16 protein-coding genes are annotated in these 13,970 nt (G+C 70.8%); 10 read left to right on the top strand and 6 right to left on the bottom strand.

The window, feature by feature from the left end; genetic code table 11:
* Positions 1-21 precede the first annotated feature (21 nt).
* From ACH54P_RS13365 to ACH54P_RS13355, 3 genes are read left to right on the top strand one after another with little or no spacing between them, the layout of a single operon-like run.
* Complete coding sequence (locus ACH54P_RS13365; RefSeq protein WP_489912699.1) at positions 22-1,311, top strand: cysteine desulfurase; 1,290 nt, start codon at positions 22-24, stop codon at positions 1,309-1,311.
* On the top strand, positions 1,308-1,757 hold the full coding sequence (gene sufU, locus ACH54P_RS13360; RefSeq protein WP_489912698.1) for a Fe-S cluster assembly sulfur transfer protein SufU: 450 nt from the start codon (positions 1,308-1,310) through the stop codon (positions 1,755-1,757). The genes ACH54P_RS13365 and sufU overlap by 4 nt, the downstream gene beginning before the upstream one ends.
* A complete protein-coding gene (locus tag ACH54P_RS13355) occupies positions 1,754-2,149 on the top strand; it encodes a metal-sulfur cluster assembly factor (RefSeq protein ID WP_489912697.1) in 396 nt (131 codons plus the stop codon). The genes sufU and ACH54P_RS13355 overlap by 4 nt, the downstream gene beginning before the upstream one ends.
* 51 nt (positions 2,150-2,200) lie before the next feature.
* Here the strand turns inward: ACH54P_RS13355 and ACH54P_RS13350 are convergent, their stop codons facing one another.
* Both ACH54P_RS13350 and ACH54P_RS13345 read right to left on the bottom strand, forming a co-directional pair.
* On the bottom strand, positions 2,201-2,596 hold the full coding sequence (locus ACH54P_RS13350) for a hypothetical protein (protein WP_489912696.1): 396 nt from the start codon (positions 2,594-2,596) through the stop codon (positions 2,201-2,203).
* Positions 2,593-2,868, bottom strand: a complete 276-nt coding sequence (locus ACH54P_RS13345) for a hypothetical protein (RefSeq protein ID WP_489912695.1) — start codon at positions 2,866-2,868, stop codon at positions 2,593-2,595. Before ACH54P_RS13345 ends, ACH54P_RS13350 begins: the two co-directional genes overlap by 4 nt.
* Before the next feature lie 197 nt (positions 2,869-3,065).
* Here ACH54P_RS13345 and ACH54P_RS13340 point away from each other — a divergent pair, with 197 nt between their 5' ends.
* Entirely contained in the window at positions 3,066-3,401 is a 336-nt protein-coding gene (locus ACH54P_RS13340) for a YnfA family protein (protein WP_489912694.1), read from the top strand.
* On the opposite strand, the gene ACH54P_RS13335 is transcribed toward ACH54P_RS13340, so the two are convergent.
* Positions 3,390-5,330 (bottom strand): ABC1 kinase family protein, encoded by a 1,941-nt coding sequence (locus tag ACH54P_RS13335; RefSeq protein WP_489912693.1) that lies wholly within the window; start codon positions 5,328-5,330, stop codon positions 3,390-3,392. The two genes, ACH54P_RS13340 and ACH54P_RS13335, sit on opposite strands and share 12 nt — an antisense overlap.
* Before the next feature lie 169 nt (positions 5,331-5,499).
* Here ACH54P_RS13335 and ACH54P_RS13330 point away from each other — a divergent pair, with 169 nt between their 5' ends.
* The 4 genes from ACH54P_RS13330 to ACH54P_RS13315 all read left to right on the top strand — a co-directional run bounded on the left by ACH54P_RS13330 (position 5,500) and on the right by ACH54P_RS13315 (position 8,743).
* On the top strand, positions 5,500-6,039 hold the full coding sequence (locus ACH54P_RS13330; protein ID WP_489912692.1) for a snapalysin family zinc-dependent metalloprotease: 540 nt from the start codon (positions 5,500-5,502) through the stop codon (positions 6,037-6,039).
* Positions 6,040-6,142: 103 nt separating this feature from the next.
* Positions 6,143-7,369: a sensor histidine kinase gene (locus tag ACH54P_RS13325; protein ID WP_489912691.1), complete on the top strand. Its 1,227-nt coding sequence runs from the start codon at positions 6,143-6,145 to the stop codon at positions 7,367-7,369.
* Positions 7,366-8,013 carry a response regulator gene (locus ACH54P_RS13320; RefSeq protein ID WP_489912690.1) on the top strand — a complete coding sequence of 216 codons (648 nt, stop codon included), beginning with the start codon at positions 7,366-7,368 and terminating at the stop codon, positions 8,011-8,013. Before ACH54P_RS13325 ends, ACH54P_RS13320 begins: the two co-directional genes overlap by 4 nt.
* A 19-nt stretch (positions 8,014-8,032) precedes the next feature.
* Complete coding sequence (locus tag ACH54P_RS13315; RefSeq protein ID WP_489912689.1) at positions 8,033-8,743, top strand: class I SAM-dependent methyltransferase; 711 nt, start codon at positions 8,033-8,035, stop codon at positions 8,741-8,743.
* Positions 8,744-8,749: 6 nt separating this feature from the next.
* On the opposite strand, the gene ACH54P_RS13310 is transcribed toward ACH54P_RS13315, so the two are convergent.
* The 3 genes from ACH54P_RS13310 to cysD all read right to left on the bottom strand — a co-directional run bounded on the left by ACH54P_RS13310 (position 8,750) and on the right by cysD (position 12,262).
* Positions 8,750-9,409, bottom strand: a complete 660-nt coding sequence (locus ACH54P_RS13310; RefSeq protein WP_489912688.1) for a hypothetical protein — start codon at positions 9,407-9,409, stop codon at positions 8,750-8,752.
* Between the two features lie 109 nt (positions 9,410-9,518).
* Positions 9,519-11,330, bottom strand: coding sequence for an adenylyl-sulfate kinase (gene cysC / locus ACH54P_RS13305; protein ID WP_489912687.1), 1,812 nt, complete (start codon positions 11,328-11,330; stop codon positions 9,519-9,521).
* On the bottom strand, positions 11,330-12,262 hold the full coding sequence (cysD, locus tag ACH54P_RS13300) for a sulfate adenylyltransferase subunit CysD (protein WP_489916416.1): 933 nt from the start codon (positions 12,260-12,262) through the stop codon (positions 11,330-11,332). Before cysD ends, cysC begins: the two co-directional genes overlap by 1 nt.
* Positions 12,263-12,301: 39 nt before the next feature.
* Here cysD and ACH54P_RS13295 point away from each other — a divergent pair, with 39 nt between their 5' ends.
* Positions 12,302-12,781 carry a nuclear transport factor 2 family protein gene (locus ACH54P_RS13295; protein ID WP_489912686.1) on the top strand — a complete coding sequence of 160 codons (480 nt, stop codon included), beginning with the start codon at positions 12,302-12,304 and terminating at the stop codon, positions 12,779-12,781.
* Positions 12,778-13,968: a hypothetical protein gene (locus ACH54P_RS13290; protein ID WP_489912685.1), complete on the top strand. Its 1,191-nt coding sequence runs from the start codon at positions 12,778-12,780 to the stop codon at positions 13,966-13,968. The genes ACH54P_RS13295 and ACH54P_RS13290 overlap by 4 nt, the downstream gene beginning before the upstream one ends.
* The last annotated feature ends 2 nt before the right edge of the window (positions 13,969-13,970 follow it).

The following is a 13,970-nucleotide window of genomic DNA, read 5'->3' as shown; positions in this document are numbered from 1 at the left end:
AGAAAGAGAGGAGTCGGCCCGATGACCACCACCTCGGCCAGCTCTTTGCCACTCGACGTGGCGGCCCTCAGGGCCGACTTCCCCATCCTGTCGCGCACGGTCCGCGACGGGAAACCCTTGGTGTACCTGGACTCCGGGGCGACGTCGCAACGGCCGACCGCGGTGTTCGACGCCGAACGCGAGTACGTGTTCACGTCGAACGCCGCCGTCCACCGCGGCGCGCACCAGCTGTCGGAAGAGGCCACCGACGCCTACGAGTCCGCGCGCGCGAAGATCGCGGAGTTCGTCGGCGCCGACCCCGAGGAACTGGTGTTCACCAAGAACGCGACCGAGGGCATCAACCTCGTCGCGTACTCGATGAGCAACGCCGCCACGGCCGGGCCGGAAGCCTCGCGCTTCGTGGTCGGGCCGGGCGACGAGATCGTCGTCACCGAGATGGAGCACCACGCGAACCTCGTGCCGTGGCAGCAGCTGTGCCAGCGCACCGGGGCGACGCTGAAGTGGTTCAAGGTGACCTCCGGGGGACGGCTCGACCTGTCCGACGTGGACGAGCTGATCACGCCGAAGACGAAGGTGGTCGCGTTCGCGCACCAGTCCAACGTCCTCGGCACGGTCAACCCCGTCTCGCTGCTGGTCGAAAAGGCCAAGGCCGTCGGGGCGCTCACCGTGCTCGACGCCTGCCAGTCCGTCCCGCACTTCCCGGTCGACTTCCACGCCCTCGGCGTCGACTTCGCGGTCTTCTCCGGGCACAAGATGCTCGGCCCGTCCGGCATCGGCGTCCTCTACGGGCGCACCGAGCTGCTGGCGGCCATGCCGCCGTTCCTGACCGGCGGGTCGATGATCGAGATGGTCCGCATGGAGGGCTCGACCTTCGCGCCGCCGCCGCAGCGGTTCGAGGCAGGCGTGCCCATGACGTCGCAGGCGATCGGCCTCGGCGCGGCCGTCGACTACCTCTCGGCCGTCGGCATGGACCGGATCGCGGCGCACGAGCACGAGCTCGCCGCGGCGGCCCTCGAGGGCATCGGCTCGATCCCGGGGGTCCGGATCGTCGGGCCGACCGACGTGACGGACCGCGGCGCGACCGTGTCGTTCGTGATCGACGGCGTGCACCCGCACGACGCCGGCCAGGTGCTCGACAGCCTCGGCATCGCCGTCCGCGTCGGCCACCACTGCGCGTGGCCGCTGCACCGGGCCTGCAACGCGCAGGCGACCGTGCGCGCGTCGTTCTACCTGTACAACACGCTCTCCGAAGTGGACGCCCTGGTCGCGGGGGTCCGTGAGGCGCAGAAGTTCTTCGGGGTGGACCGGTGAACCTGGAGAGCATGTACCAGGAAATCATCCTGGACCACTACAAGAACCCGCACGGGCGCGGCCTGCGCGACCCCTTCGACGCCGAGTCGTTCCAGGTCAACCCGACCTGCGGCGACGAGGTGACGCTGCGGGTGAAGCTCGACGACGGGAAGGTCGCCGACGTCTCCTACGACGGCCAGGGCTGCTCGATCAGCCAGGCCTCGACGTCGGTCTTGACGGATCTCGTCGTCGGCCACACGCTTGAGGAGGCGTTCACCACCATGGACGCCTTCGTGGAACTGATGCAGGGCAAGGGAAAGGTCGAGCCGGACGAGGACGTGCTGGAGGACGGGGTCGCCTTCGCGGGCGTCGCCAAGTACCCCGCCCGCGTGAAGTGCGCCCTCCTCGGCTGGATGGCTTTCAAGGACGCCGTCGCCCGGACCACCAGTGGAGCTGAGAAAGCATGACCGAAGACACCGCCACTCGCGAGGGCCGCACCGCGGCCGACCTCGACGCGGAGACCACCGCTAAGCAGGACCTCGACCTCGCCAAGATCGAGGACGTCGAAGAGGCGATGCGCGACGTCGTCGACCCGGAACTCGGCATCAACGTCGTCGACCTCGGGCTGGTCTACGACATCCGCGTCGAGCCGGACAACACCGCGACGATCGACATGACCCTCACCTCGGCGGCCTGCCCGCTGACCGACGTCATCGAGGACCAGACCTCGGCGGCCCTCACCTCCGGCGGTCTCGTCCAGGACTTCCGGATCAACTGGGTCTGGATGCCGCCGTGGGGCCCGGAGAAGATCACCGAGGACGGCCGCGAGCAGCTGCGCGCCCTCGGCTTCACCGTCTGATCTTCGTTTTCACGAAGCGGGTCACCTCTGCGGTGGCCCGCTTTGTCGTACTCAGAAGAATTGAGCCCAGACGCCCACTTGGGGATGCCACGCGGAAAACTCCCCGTCCAGGACATCGGCTCGGCAGGAGAGGATGAGATCCAAATCGGGGTTTCCGGTTCCGTCGTCCTCCGCGAACGTCATGGAAAATGACGGGTGCTGGACGCCTGCCGCGAGGGTGAGAACCGGACCGGGGAAGTCGAAGGTGCCTGCCGGGCTCACATAGAACTCGAAATAGTGCCGCCTTCTCCAGGAATCTTCAGGAACGTCCAAGCAAACTGACCGGGCGCCGCCGCCCGACGGCGATCGGGTGTACGGCTTCATCTCCGCCGGTGATGGACTGATGTGCAGCGCGATCAATCGAGGGGACGAGATGTCGACGACATCGCCGAAATAGACATCCTTCAAAGGGCCTGTCCGTCCGGGCTGGAATTGATGTGCATGACACCGGATGCGTGGTGGGAAACCTTCCAGTTGTGAAGTGGCCGCGAGTCGATGTCTTCGGGAATATCGATTGCGAACTTCGAAAAATCAGTGGATTCAGTCCAGTTCCCTCCGCGTCCCGGTGAGCCGGGACCCCAGTAGAGATCGAAGTTGCGGACTGAGAACCAGGCGATCGACCGAAGCTCGCCCGTTCGACAATTTCGGAAAAGTGTCCTGATCTTTCGTTCCTTGCTCACCTACGCATTATCCGACGTCTGCTCAAAAGTCTCAAACCGTTTGTGGGGGTATAACGGTCTGCGCGATGACTCGTAAGTGCGCGACGAGTGAGTGCGGGTGGTGACAGCGCGAGCGGTCGTCTCGCCGGCGGGAGCGGAGGAGCGGCCTTCTTCGCGTATAACGACCTATACGGAGGCCTGTTGGCTACCATCCCGGGGTGGTCCTGCGGTCGATCCTCCTGTTCCTGGCCGCGGCCGTGTGCGAAATCGGCGGTGCCTGGCTGGTCTGGCAGGGGATCCGGGAACACCGCGGCCTGCTCTGGATCGGCGGCGGGATCGTCGCGCTGGGCGTGTACGGGTTCGTCGCGACGCTCCAGCCGGACGCCCACTTCGGCCGCATCCTCGCCGCGTACGGCGGGGTGTTCGTGGCGGGTTCGCTGGCCTGGGGGATGGTCGCCGACGGCTACCGCCCCGACCGCTACGACGTGCTCGGCGCGTTGCTCTGCCTGGCCGGCGTCGCGGTGATCATGTACGCGCCGCGCTCAGCGGGCTGAGCGCCGTCCGGAGCGCCGGAAGACGACGAACAGCAGCCGCAGCCCCACCAGGGCGCTGATCACCAGCAGGTTGTAGCCGAACACCTGGTGCAGCGTCAGGTCCGGCAGGATCCGCGGCCCGCCCGTGCCGGCCAGCAGGAGCACCGCCATCACCCCCGCCGCCGCGCCGGCGAACGCCAGCAGGACCTCGTGCACCAGCCCCGTGACGACGTCGCGGTCGCGCTCGTCGGAGAACAGCCGGACGTTCACCGCCAGCCGGCCCTCCTCCAGGGCGGCGCCGATCCGGTCGACGCGGCGGGGGATGCGGCGCAGCACCGGCAGCAACGCCATCAGCTCGTCGACCGCGGTGCGGCGCAGCGAGTCCGGCCGCAGCCCGGCGCCGACCCGCTCGACGGCGAACGCGCGGGACTCGGCCACGACGTCGAACCCGGGGTCCAGCGCGGCGAGCGTGCCCTCCACCGTGGCCAGCGCCCGGAACACGGCGGCGATCGGCGGCGGGACGCTCAGCCGGAAGTCCGCGACCACCCGGAACAGGCCGGTGAACAGGTCGAGGTCCGGCGTGCGGCCGGGGCCGAAGTGGCGGGCGACCAGGGCGCCGAGGGCGCGTTCGAGGCGTTGCTCGTCGATCTCGCCGGTGCGGTCGACGATCTCGAGCAGCCCGTCTCGCAGGCCCGGCGGGTCGCCGCGGTCCAGGGCGAGCAGCAGGTTCTGCAGGCCGCCGCGCAGCCCGGCGTCGAGGCGGCCGACCGAGCCGAAGTCGAGCAGGCCCAGGCCGCCGCCGGGCAGCAGCATGAGGTTGCCCGGGTGCGGGTCGGCGTGGAAGACGCCGCCGATCATCACCTGGTCGAGCAGGCAGCGCAGGAGCGACCGCGCGAGCCGCCGCCGGTCGGCGGCCGGGAGCGTGTCCTTCGCCGTGGCCAAGGGTTTCCCGGCCAGCCGGGACATGACCAGCACCCGGTCGGTCGACAGTCCCTTGTGGACGACCGGCAGGACGACGTCCGGGCCGGAGGTGGCGGCCACGGCGGCGATGTTGCGGGCTTCGATGGTGAAGTCGAGCTCCTCGGCCAGTGCTTCGGCGAACCCGTCGGCGAGCTCGGCGACGCCGAGCGAACGTGCCCAGTCCGCGCGTTCCTCCAGTGCCGCGGCGACGCGCCGGACGATGTCGATGTCGCGTTCGGCCTGCTCCCGCACACCAGGGCGCTGTACCTTGACGACGACGTCCTCGCCGCTGCGCAGCTTGGCCCGGTAGACCTGCGCGACCGAAGCGGCGGCCAGCGGTTCCGGGTCGAACTCGGCGAAGACGTCGTCGGGCGAGCCGCCGAGCTCGGCCGCGAGCAGCGCCCGCACGGCGTCGGTGCGGGCGGGTCTGACCTGGTCCTGCAGCTTGCCGAGCTCGTCGACGAAGACCGGGGGCAGCAGGTCGGCGCGGGTCGAGAGCAGCTGGCCGAGCTTCACGAACGTCACGCCGCCTTCTTCGAGCGCGCGGCGCAGGGACCGGGCGAGCTTGGCGTGCCGTCCCGGCGCGAGGCCGGGTTCGCGGCGGCCGGCCAGGTAGCGGCCGAGGCCGTGCTTGATGGCGATCCGGCTGATCTGCGAGTACCGGCGCGTGCGGGAGAGCTTGGCCCGGATCGACCGCAGCCCGACGCCGTGGGGCAGCGCCATTTCGGCGAGGAAGAGGAAGATCAGCGTCGCGAGGAATGCGCTGCCCGCCAACGGGATCAGCAGGCCGAGCGCCGCGGCGCCGTTGTGCAGCAGGGAAAGCGGGAACGCCTGCGCGATGGCGCCCGCGACGAGCCAGCCGAACGCGGCGGCGCACAGCGCGCGGACGGCGCCGATCCGGACGCCGAGCACGCGGCGGGACGCGACCACGAGCGGCCACAGCACGAGCGCGTACAGGGGGAGGGTGAGCAGGCCCAGCAAGACGTCCATGCCGCGAAGCAGACCACGGCGGCCGGGGCGGGCGGCTCACGCAGCGGCGGGACCGGACTCCCTCCCGCGAGGGAGCTACTTTCGGCCGTGGCCCTGCGGTGGCGTGGACTTCTAACCTGATCGCGCGAACCACGGTGAAGTGTTCTCTAAACCGGACGAAGGAGACACGATGAACGGACGCGTGATCGGCCGGGTCCTGGCACTGGCCACGGCGGTCGCGGCCCCGCTGGGCCTGGGGCTCGCGGTCGCCCCGGCCGCCTCGGCGGCGGCTGTCACGACGCTGTACTACAGCTCTTCGGGCGCGCCGGACTACCTCGCCCAGATCGACCAGGGCGCGGCCAACTGGAACGCCGCCGTCACCGACGTGAAGCTGGTGAAGCGCACCACGGGCGCGACGATCGTGTTCCACGAGGTGCACAGCGGCGGCTCGTACACGAGCACGAACGGCCACGGCCGCGGCCAGATCTACCTGGACACGAGCCAGGTGGCGGAGGGCTACGACCCGACCCGCATCGCGGCGCACGAGCTGGGCCACAACCTGGGCCTCCCCGACCACTACAGCGGCCCGTGCACCGAGCTGATGTCCGGCCACGGCCCGGGAACGGCCTGCAAGAACGCGAAGCCGGACGCGACGGAGGCGGCGAAGGTGCAGTCCTTGTGGGTGAACGGCTTGGCGGCTTCGGCGGAGACGCGCGCGGTCGCGTACTGACCTACCTCGGCCCGGGTTGTCCACAGCGCGGTCGTGGTGTGGACAACCCGGCTCCACCGCGAGAGGGAGGCGCCCAAAGCCGCCGACCTGCGAAGATCGACCCGTGCGCGTACTCCGGCCCTTGACGAGCAAGGCGACCTACCGTCGCTGGGTCTACCTCGTGCTCGGTGGGGCCATCAGCGTGCCCTACCTGCTCTTCTCCGCCGTCGCCGTGCCGTCGCTGCTGCCGTTCGTCACCACGCTCGAACGGGCCACCGTCGTCGGCGGTGGGCTCACCCTGCTCGTCCTCGCCGGGACCGCCTTCCTGCCCGCCGTGCACGTGCTCGAATCCACCGCCGTCCGGGAGCTGCTCGATGATCCCGTGCCGGACGCGCCCGCGAGACCGCACACCCGGCCGGGGCGGCGGCGCGCCGCCGCGATGTTCGTGCTGCACGTCGTCGCCGGGTTCGTGGTCAGCTCCCTCAGCCTCGCCGCGCCCGTTGCGCTCGGCCTGTCGGTCAGTGCCGTGTTCACCGGGCGCCTCGTCCAGACCGGCGAAGGCGACGAGGTCACCGTGCCGACCGGCTGGGCGTCGGTGTGGCTCCCGGTGGCCTTCGCGCTCGGCGTCGTGCTGCTGATCTACGCCGTCGGGGCGGTCGGCGGGCTGCTGCGCCGGGCGGCGGCCGCGCTGCTCGGGGTGACCGCCGCCGAGCGGATCGCCCGGCTCGAACAGCGGACCGGGCAGCTCGCCGAGCGCAACCGGCTGGCCAGGGAGCTGCACGACTCGGTGGGGCACGCGCTGAGCGTCGTCACCATCCAGGCCGGCGCCGCCCGGCGGACGCTGCGCACCGACCCGGACTTCACCGAGCGCGCGCTCGGCGCCATCGAGGAGTCCGCCCGCACCGCGCTCGACGACCTCGACCACGTCCTCGGGCTCCTGCGCGAGGAGGCGGCGGGCCGGACACCGCAGCCGTTGCTGACCGAGCTGGAGACGCTGCTGGCCACGACCCGCCTGGCCGGCACCGAGGTCACCGCCGACGTCGGCGGCGACCTGGCCGCCGTGCCCGCCGTGGTGTCCCGCGAGGTGTACCGGATCCTGCAGGAATGCCTGACCAACGCGGTGCGCCACGCCGGTAGGGTCCCGGTGGCGGTGGTCGTCGACGTCGCGGCGCACGGCCTGGTCGCGCGCGTGTCGAACCCGCTGGGCGGCGGCGGGGGCCGGGCCGGCGGCGGCCGCGGCCTGCGCGGGATGACCGAGCGGGTGGCGGTGCTCGGCGGCGAACTGTCGGCCGGGCGGGTGGACGAGCGGTGGGAGGTCGTGGTGCGGGTGCCGTGGGGGAGCGGGCGATGAGCGTGCGCGTGCTGCTGGTCGACGACGAGCCGCTGATCCGCGCCGGGCTCCGCGCGATCGTCGACAGCGAAGCCGGGCTGAGCGTCGTCGGCGAGGCCGCCGACGGCGCCGAGGTGCCCGGGCTGGTGGCCCGGCTGCGCCCGGACGTCGTGCTGATGGACGTCCGGATGCCCGCGGTCGACGGGATCCGGGCCACCACGCACCTGATGTCCACAGTGGACGAGCCGCCGAAGGTGATCGTGGTGACCACCTTCGAGAACGACGACTACGTCTACGACGCGCTCCGCGCGGGAGCCAGCGGGTTCCTGCTCAAGCGGGCGCGGCCGGAGGAGATCGTCGCGGCGATCCGGACGGTGGTGGCGGGGGAGTCGCTGCTGTTCCCGGCCGCGATCCGCCGCCTGGCCGCGCACCACGCGCCCACCGGGGACGGCCTGGCGAGCGCGAACCTGACCGAGCGGGAGCGCGAGGTCCTGCGCCTGATGGCCGGCGGACTGTCCAATGTGGAGATAGCGGGCGAGCTCTACCTGGGGATCCAGACCGTGAAGACCCACGTGGGCAACGTGCTCGCGAAGCTGGGCGCGCGCGACCGGACCCAGGCGGTGATCCGCGCCTACGACTCGGGGTTCGTGACGCCCGCGGGCTGATTCGGGCACTATGGGCCGCATGACGCAGGTTACCGACTACGACGACTTCGCCGAGGCGTACACGGCCGAGAACGAGACCAGCCTCATGAACGCCTACTACGAACGGCCCGCCACCCTGGCGCTCGCCGGAGACGTGGCCGGGCGGCGGATCCTCGACGCCGGCTGTGGCTCTGGCCCGCTGTTCGCGGCGCTGCGCGAGCGGGGCGCCGACGTGAGCGGGATCGACCGGAGTGCCGCGATGCTGGCGCACGCCCGGCGGCGGCTCGGCGCCGACGCCGACCTGCGGGTCGCCGACCTGGCCGAGCCGCTGCCGTTCCCCGACGACGCGTTCGACGACGTCATCGCGTCCCTGGTGCTGCACTACCTCGAAGACTGGACGCCGACGCTCGCCGAAGTGCGGCGCGTGCTGAAGACCGGCGGGCGGCTCATCGCCTCGGTCAACCACCCCTTCATGGTCAACCTCGTGCACCGCGAGGCCGGCCCCCGGCCCGACTACTTCGCGTCCTACACCTGGACCGACGAGTTCGACCTGCACGGCCAGCCCGCGCGGATGACGTTCTGGAACAAGCCGCTGCACGCGATGACCGACGCCTTCACCGCGGCCGGCTTCCGGATCTCCACCATCGGCGAACCCCATCCGGTGCCGGAAGCCCGCGAGCTGTTCCCCGGCGACTTCGAGGTGCTCGACACCTTCCCGAGCTTCCTCTTCTTCGCGCTCGAAGCCGCCTAGGAGCAGCTACTGCCCGTGCGGCCCCTGCGGCGGCCGGTATCCCGGCGGCGGAGGCTGCTGGAACCCCTGCGACGGGGGAAACCCCGCCTGCTGCTGGGGTCCTGCCTGCTGCTGGAATACTGGCTGCTGTTGGGTTCCCGGTTGCTGCTGGAGTCCTGGCTGTTGCTGAAACCCCGGGTGTTGCTGAGGTCCCGGCTGTTGCGGAAACCCGGGCTGCTGCGGCTGGAACCCTGATTGCTGCTGGAACCCCGGCTGTTGCTGGAATCCAGGCTGCTGCTGGAATCCAGGCTGCTGCGGAAAGTCCTGTCCCGCCGGGTATCCCTGCGCCGGGTACCCCGGTGTCGGACCGAAGCCGGTTTCCTGGCCGGGCACGGTCGCCCCCGCCCGGCGCCGGATCGCGACGACCAGCCGCCAGCCGCACCCGGCCGCGATCGCCGCGCCGATCCCGAACGTGACCCACCGGCCGCCGCCCTTGAAGGAGGCCGCGGAGTCGATCGCCGCCTGCCGTTTTTCTTCGTAGGTTTCGGTGTACTTCTGGCCGTACGAGGTCTTCTCGCAGGTCTGCCCCGGCCGCATCTCTTCGCTGCCGCACAGCACCAGGTCGCTGGGCTCCCCGGAGCCGAACAGCCCGAGCGCCACCAACCCCAGGCCGAACAGCAGGCCCACGGACCACCAAACCACGCTTTTCACGGATCCCCCTCTGGACCATACGGAGTAGCGGGAGACATCAGACCACAAATCGGTCTGTGACGCACGTGGTTCCGATGTAACCGGTCTAGCCGAGGTCGTCGAGGAGGGCCTGGATGGCCGCCGCCATCGCCGCCGGGTCGCCGTCGCCCGGGCGGAGCACCAGGTCCGGCGACGACGGCCGCTCGTAAGGCGCGTCGATGCCCGTGAAGCCCGTGATCTCCCCTGCGCGCGCCTTCGCGTACATCCCCTTCGGGTCCCGCGCCTCGCACACCTCCAGGGGCGTGTCCACGAAGACCTCCACGAACGGCAGGTCCCCAGACACCGCCCGCGCCGAAGCGCGGTCCGCCTCGTACGGGCTGATCAGGGACGCGATCGCCACCACACCCGCGTCCGCGAACAGCCGCGCGACCTCGGCCACCCGCCGGACGTTCTCCGCGCGGTCCTCCGGGCTGAACCCGAGGCCCGCGTTGAGCCCGTGGCGCAGGTTGTCGCCGTCCAGGAGGTAGGCCGGGCGGCCCGCGGCGACCAGCCGGCGTTCCAGTTCGACCGCCACCGACGACTTGCCCGACGCCGAGAGCCCGGTCAGCCAGACCGTCGCGCCGCGGGTCGGGCGGTCCTCGCGCCGCACGGCCGCCGTGTGCCAGACGACCGGCGAAGCGACCGCTCCGGTGATCATGCCGGCCGCGACCGTGTCGCCGGTGTGCTCGTCGACCAGCAGGAAGCCACCGGTGGCTCGGTTGCGGCGGTACGGGTCGAACAACAGCGGCGCGCGCGTGCGCAGCCGGATCCGGCCGATGTCGTTCAAGGACAACGCGGTGGCCGTCTCGTCGCGGTGCAGGGTGGTCACGTCGAGGCGGTAGTCCAGCCGCTCCACCCAACCGCGCGTCTCCGTCGTCGTGTGCCGGACCGCGAACGAAGCACCCGGCGTCAGGGAGGACCGCGACGAGAACCAGCACACCAGCGCGTCGACCTCGCGGGCCGACTCCGCGCGGTTGCCCGGGCGGCACAGCATCGCGCCCCGGCCCAGGTCGAGGTCGTCGGCCAGTTCGACGGACACCGCCTGGCCGGTGAAGGCTTCCGACAGCGGCGTCCCGCCCGGCCCCCACACCGCGCGGACCTTCGAGGTGAACCCGGACGGCAGTGCGACAACCTCGTCGCCCGGCTTGAACACCCCGCCGGCGATGGTGCCCGCGTAGCCGCGGAAGTCGGACCGGCGGATCACGTACTGCACGGGGAAGCGGGCGTCGATCAGGTTCCGGTCGGAGGCGACGTGCACCTCTTCGAGCTGGTGCAGCAGCGAAGTCCCCTCGTACCAGGGCATGCTCGCGCTGCGGTGGACGACGTTGTCGCCGTGCAGCGCCGAAACCGGCACGAACGTCAGGTCGGCGACGTCGAGCTTCATGGCGAACCGCCGGAAGTCCTCGCGGATCTCGTCGAACCGCTCCTGCGACCAGCCGACCAGGTCCATCTTGTTGACGCACACCACGAGGTGCCCGATGCCGAGCAGCGACGCGAGGAACGCGTGCCGCCGCGACTGCTCCAGCACGCCCTTGCGCGCGTCGACCAGGACGAGCGCCAGGTCGGCCGTCGACGCGCCGGTCACCATGTTCCGCGTGTACTGCAGGTGCCCCGGCGTGTCCGCGATGATGAACTTCCGCTTGGGCGTGGCGAAGTAGCGGTGGGCGACGTCGATGGTGATGCCCTGCTCGCGCTCGGCGCGCAGGCCGTCGGTGAGCAGCGCCAGGTCCGGGTAGTCCTCGCCGCGCTCGCGGCTGGCGCGCTCGACGGCGGCGAGCTGGTCGGTGAAGATCGCCTTCGAGTCGAACAGCAGCCGCCCGATCAACGTCGACTTGCCGTCGTCGACGCTCCCCGCCGTGGCGATCCTCAGCAGCTGCATCAGAAGTAGCCCTCCCGCTTGCGATCTTCCATGCCCGCTTCGGAAATCCGGTCGTCGGCGCGCGTGGCGCCGCGCTCGGTGACGCGCGTGGCGGCCACCTCGGCGACCACTTCGGACGGTGTCGCCGCCGACGATTCGACGCAGCCGGTGCAGGTGGCGTCGCCGACGGTCCGGAAGCGCACGGTCGCCTCGTACGGCGTCTCACCGTCCACAAGGGACAGGAACCGGGTCACCGCCAGGAGCATGCCGTCGCGCTGGACCACGGCACGCCGGTGCGCGTAGTACAGCGGCGGCAGCGCGATCCGCTCGTCCCGGATGTACTGCCAGATGTCGAGCTCGGTCCAGTTCGACAGCGGGAACACGCGGATGTGCTCGCCGCGCCGGTGCCGCCCGTTGTAGAGGGTCCACAGCTCCGGGCGCTGCGCCCGCGGGTCCCACTGGCCGTGCTCGTCGCGGAAGCTGAAGACGCGCTCCTTCGCGCGGGCCTTCTCCTCGTCCCGGCGGGCGCCGCCGAACACGGCGTCGTAGCCGCCCTCGCGGATCGCCCGCAGCAGCGTGACGGTCTGCAGCCGGTTGCGGCTGGCCCGCGGACCGGTCTCCTCGACGACACGGCCGGCGTCGAGGTCGTCCTGCACGCTCGCGACCTCGAGGCGCAGGTTCAGGGCGGCGACGGTCTCGTCGCGGAACCGCAGCACCTCGTCGAAGTTGTGCCCGGTGTCGACGTGCAGGACGGGGAACGGCAGCGGCGCCGGCCAGAACGCCTTCGCGGCGGCGTGCAGCATCACCACCGAGTCCTTGCCGCCGGAAAAGAGCAGGACGGGGCGCTCGAAGGTCGCCGCGACCTCACGGAAGACGTGCACGGCCTCCGCTTCGAGCGCGGCCAGGTGCGAAAGCTCGTACGAGGTCACGGACACCGGAAAAAAGTAGAACATGTTCTTGTCATCGGTCAAGCGGTGCGGGACCCTGGGGACATGGACCTGGTCGTACTCGAAGAGATCCGCCGGCTGAAGTACCGGTACCTGCGCGGGGTGGACCTGAAGCTGTGGGACGAGGTGGCCGACACCTTCACCGCCGACGCCACGGCCGACTACGGGACCCGCGCCACCGGTGAGGACGGGAAGCACTTCGAGGGGCGTGACGCCATCGTCGCGTTCCTCACCGAGAGCCTCGGCAACGGCATCATCACCGTGCACCACGCAGGTCAGCCCGAGATCGACGTCGACGGCGACACCGCGACCGGGCGGTGGTCGTTCACCGACAAGGTCATCGTGCCCGACCACAAGGTGATCATCGAGGGTGCCGCGTTCTACGAGGACACCTACCGCCGCGAGGCCGACGGCGCCTGGCGGATGTCGCACATCGGGTACGTCCGCACCTACGAGTCGATGCTCTCGTGGGCGGACACCCCGGGCTTCCGGCTGCTCGCGAACCGCTGGGCCGTCCCGGCATGATCGAGAACGAGTTCTCGTTGACGCGGCCGTTCGCCGACGCCATCGTCGAGGCCGAGAAGCTGATCGCGCAGGCCCCGCCGGCACAGACCGAGCAGGGTCTGCTGGAGGGCTACGACTACCTCGCCGGGAGCATCCGGGCGTCGCTGCAGATGGCCTGGGCCTACCAGCGCGACTTCCCGTACTTCACCGCGTCCACCGGGCCGTACACGAAGATGGGCCTGGACAACCCGGACACGCTGTACTTCAACGCGAACATCCGCGACGACCGCGAGTACCTGGTCACCGGCGTCCGCGGGACCACCGCCGACCTGAGCTTCCAGATCCTCAACGGCGACTACTCGCCGGTGGAGGTGCCCGACAGCCTCGCCGCGTTCGACGACCGCGCCATCGAAATCGGCGAGGACGGCCGCTTCGAGCTGCGCTTCGGCCCGGCGCGCGAGAACCCCGGCCCGAACTACTTCACCCTGGGCCAGGGCTCGTCGATGCTGGTCGTCCGCGAGGTCCACAGCGACTGGGCGACCGAGAAGCGCGGCGAGATCCGCATCCGGTGCGTCGGCACCGCCGGGCAGGCGCCGCCGGTGCCGGACCGCTCCGCGCTGGCCAAGCGCTACGGCGTCACGGGCAAGATCCTGCTGAGCCGGCTCAAGACGTTCCTGGCCTTCCCGAAGTGGTTCTACGACAACCTGCCGGTGAACACGATGACCGAGCCGCGGTCGACGCCGGGTGGGCTGACCACGCAGTTCTCCTCGGCCGGGCACTACGAGCTCGGCGACGAAGAGGCGATGATCGTCACTGTGCCGCGCTGCGCGGACGCGCCGTACCAGGGCATCCAGCTCGGCAGCCTCTGGTACGTCTCGCTCGACTACATCAACCACCAGACGAGCCTCACCGCCGACCAGGCCCGCGTCGATCCCGACGGCAAGCTCCGGTTCGTGATCAGCGAGCGCGACCCCGGCGTGGCGAACTGGCTGGAGCGGACCGGCCACGACCGCGGGTACGTGCAGATCCGCTGGCAGCGGCTGTCCCGGGACCTCGGGCCGGACGACGGCCCGGTCGTCGAGGTCGTCAAGGTCGACGAGCTGCCCGACCGGCTGCCGTACCACGAGGAAGCCCGCGTGACGCCGGAGCAGTGGGCGGCGCGGATCGCGGCCCGGCAGGACGCCGTCGCCGCCCGGATGCTGGGGTGAGC

It is taken from the genome of Amycolatopsis sp. N2S4-7, from assembly GCF_058119595.1.
Note: the sequence above shows the minus strand (reverse complement) of the source record. Positions and strands in the feature narration are given on the sequence as shown.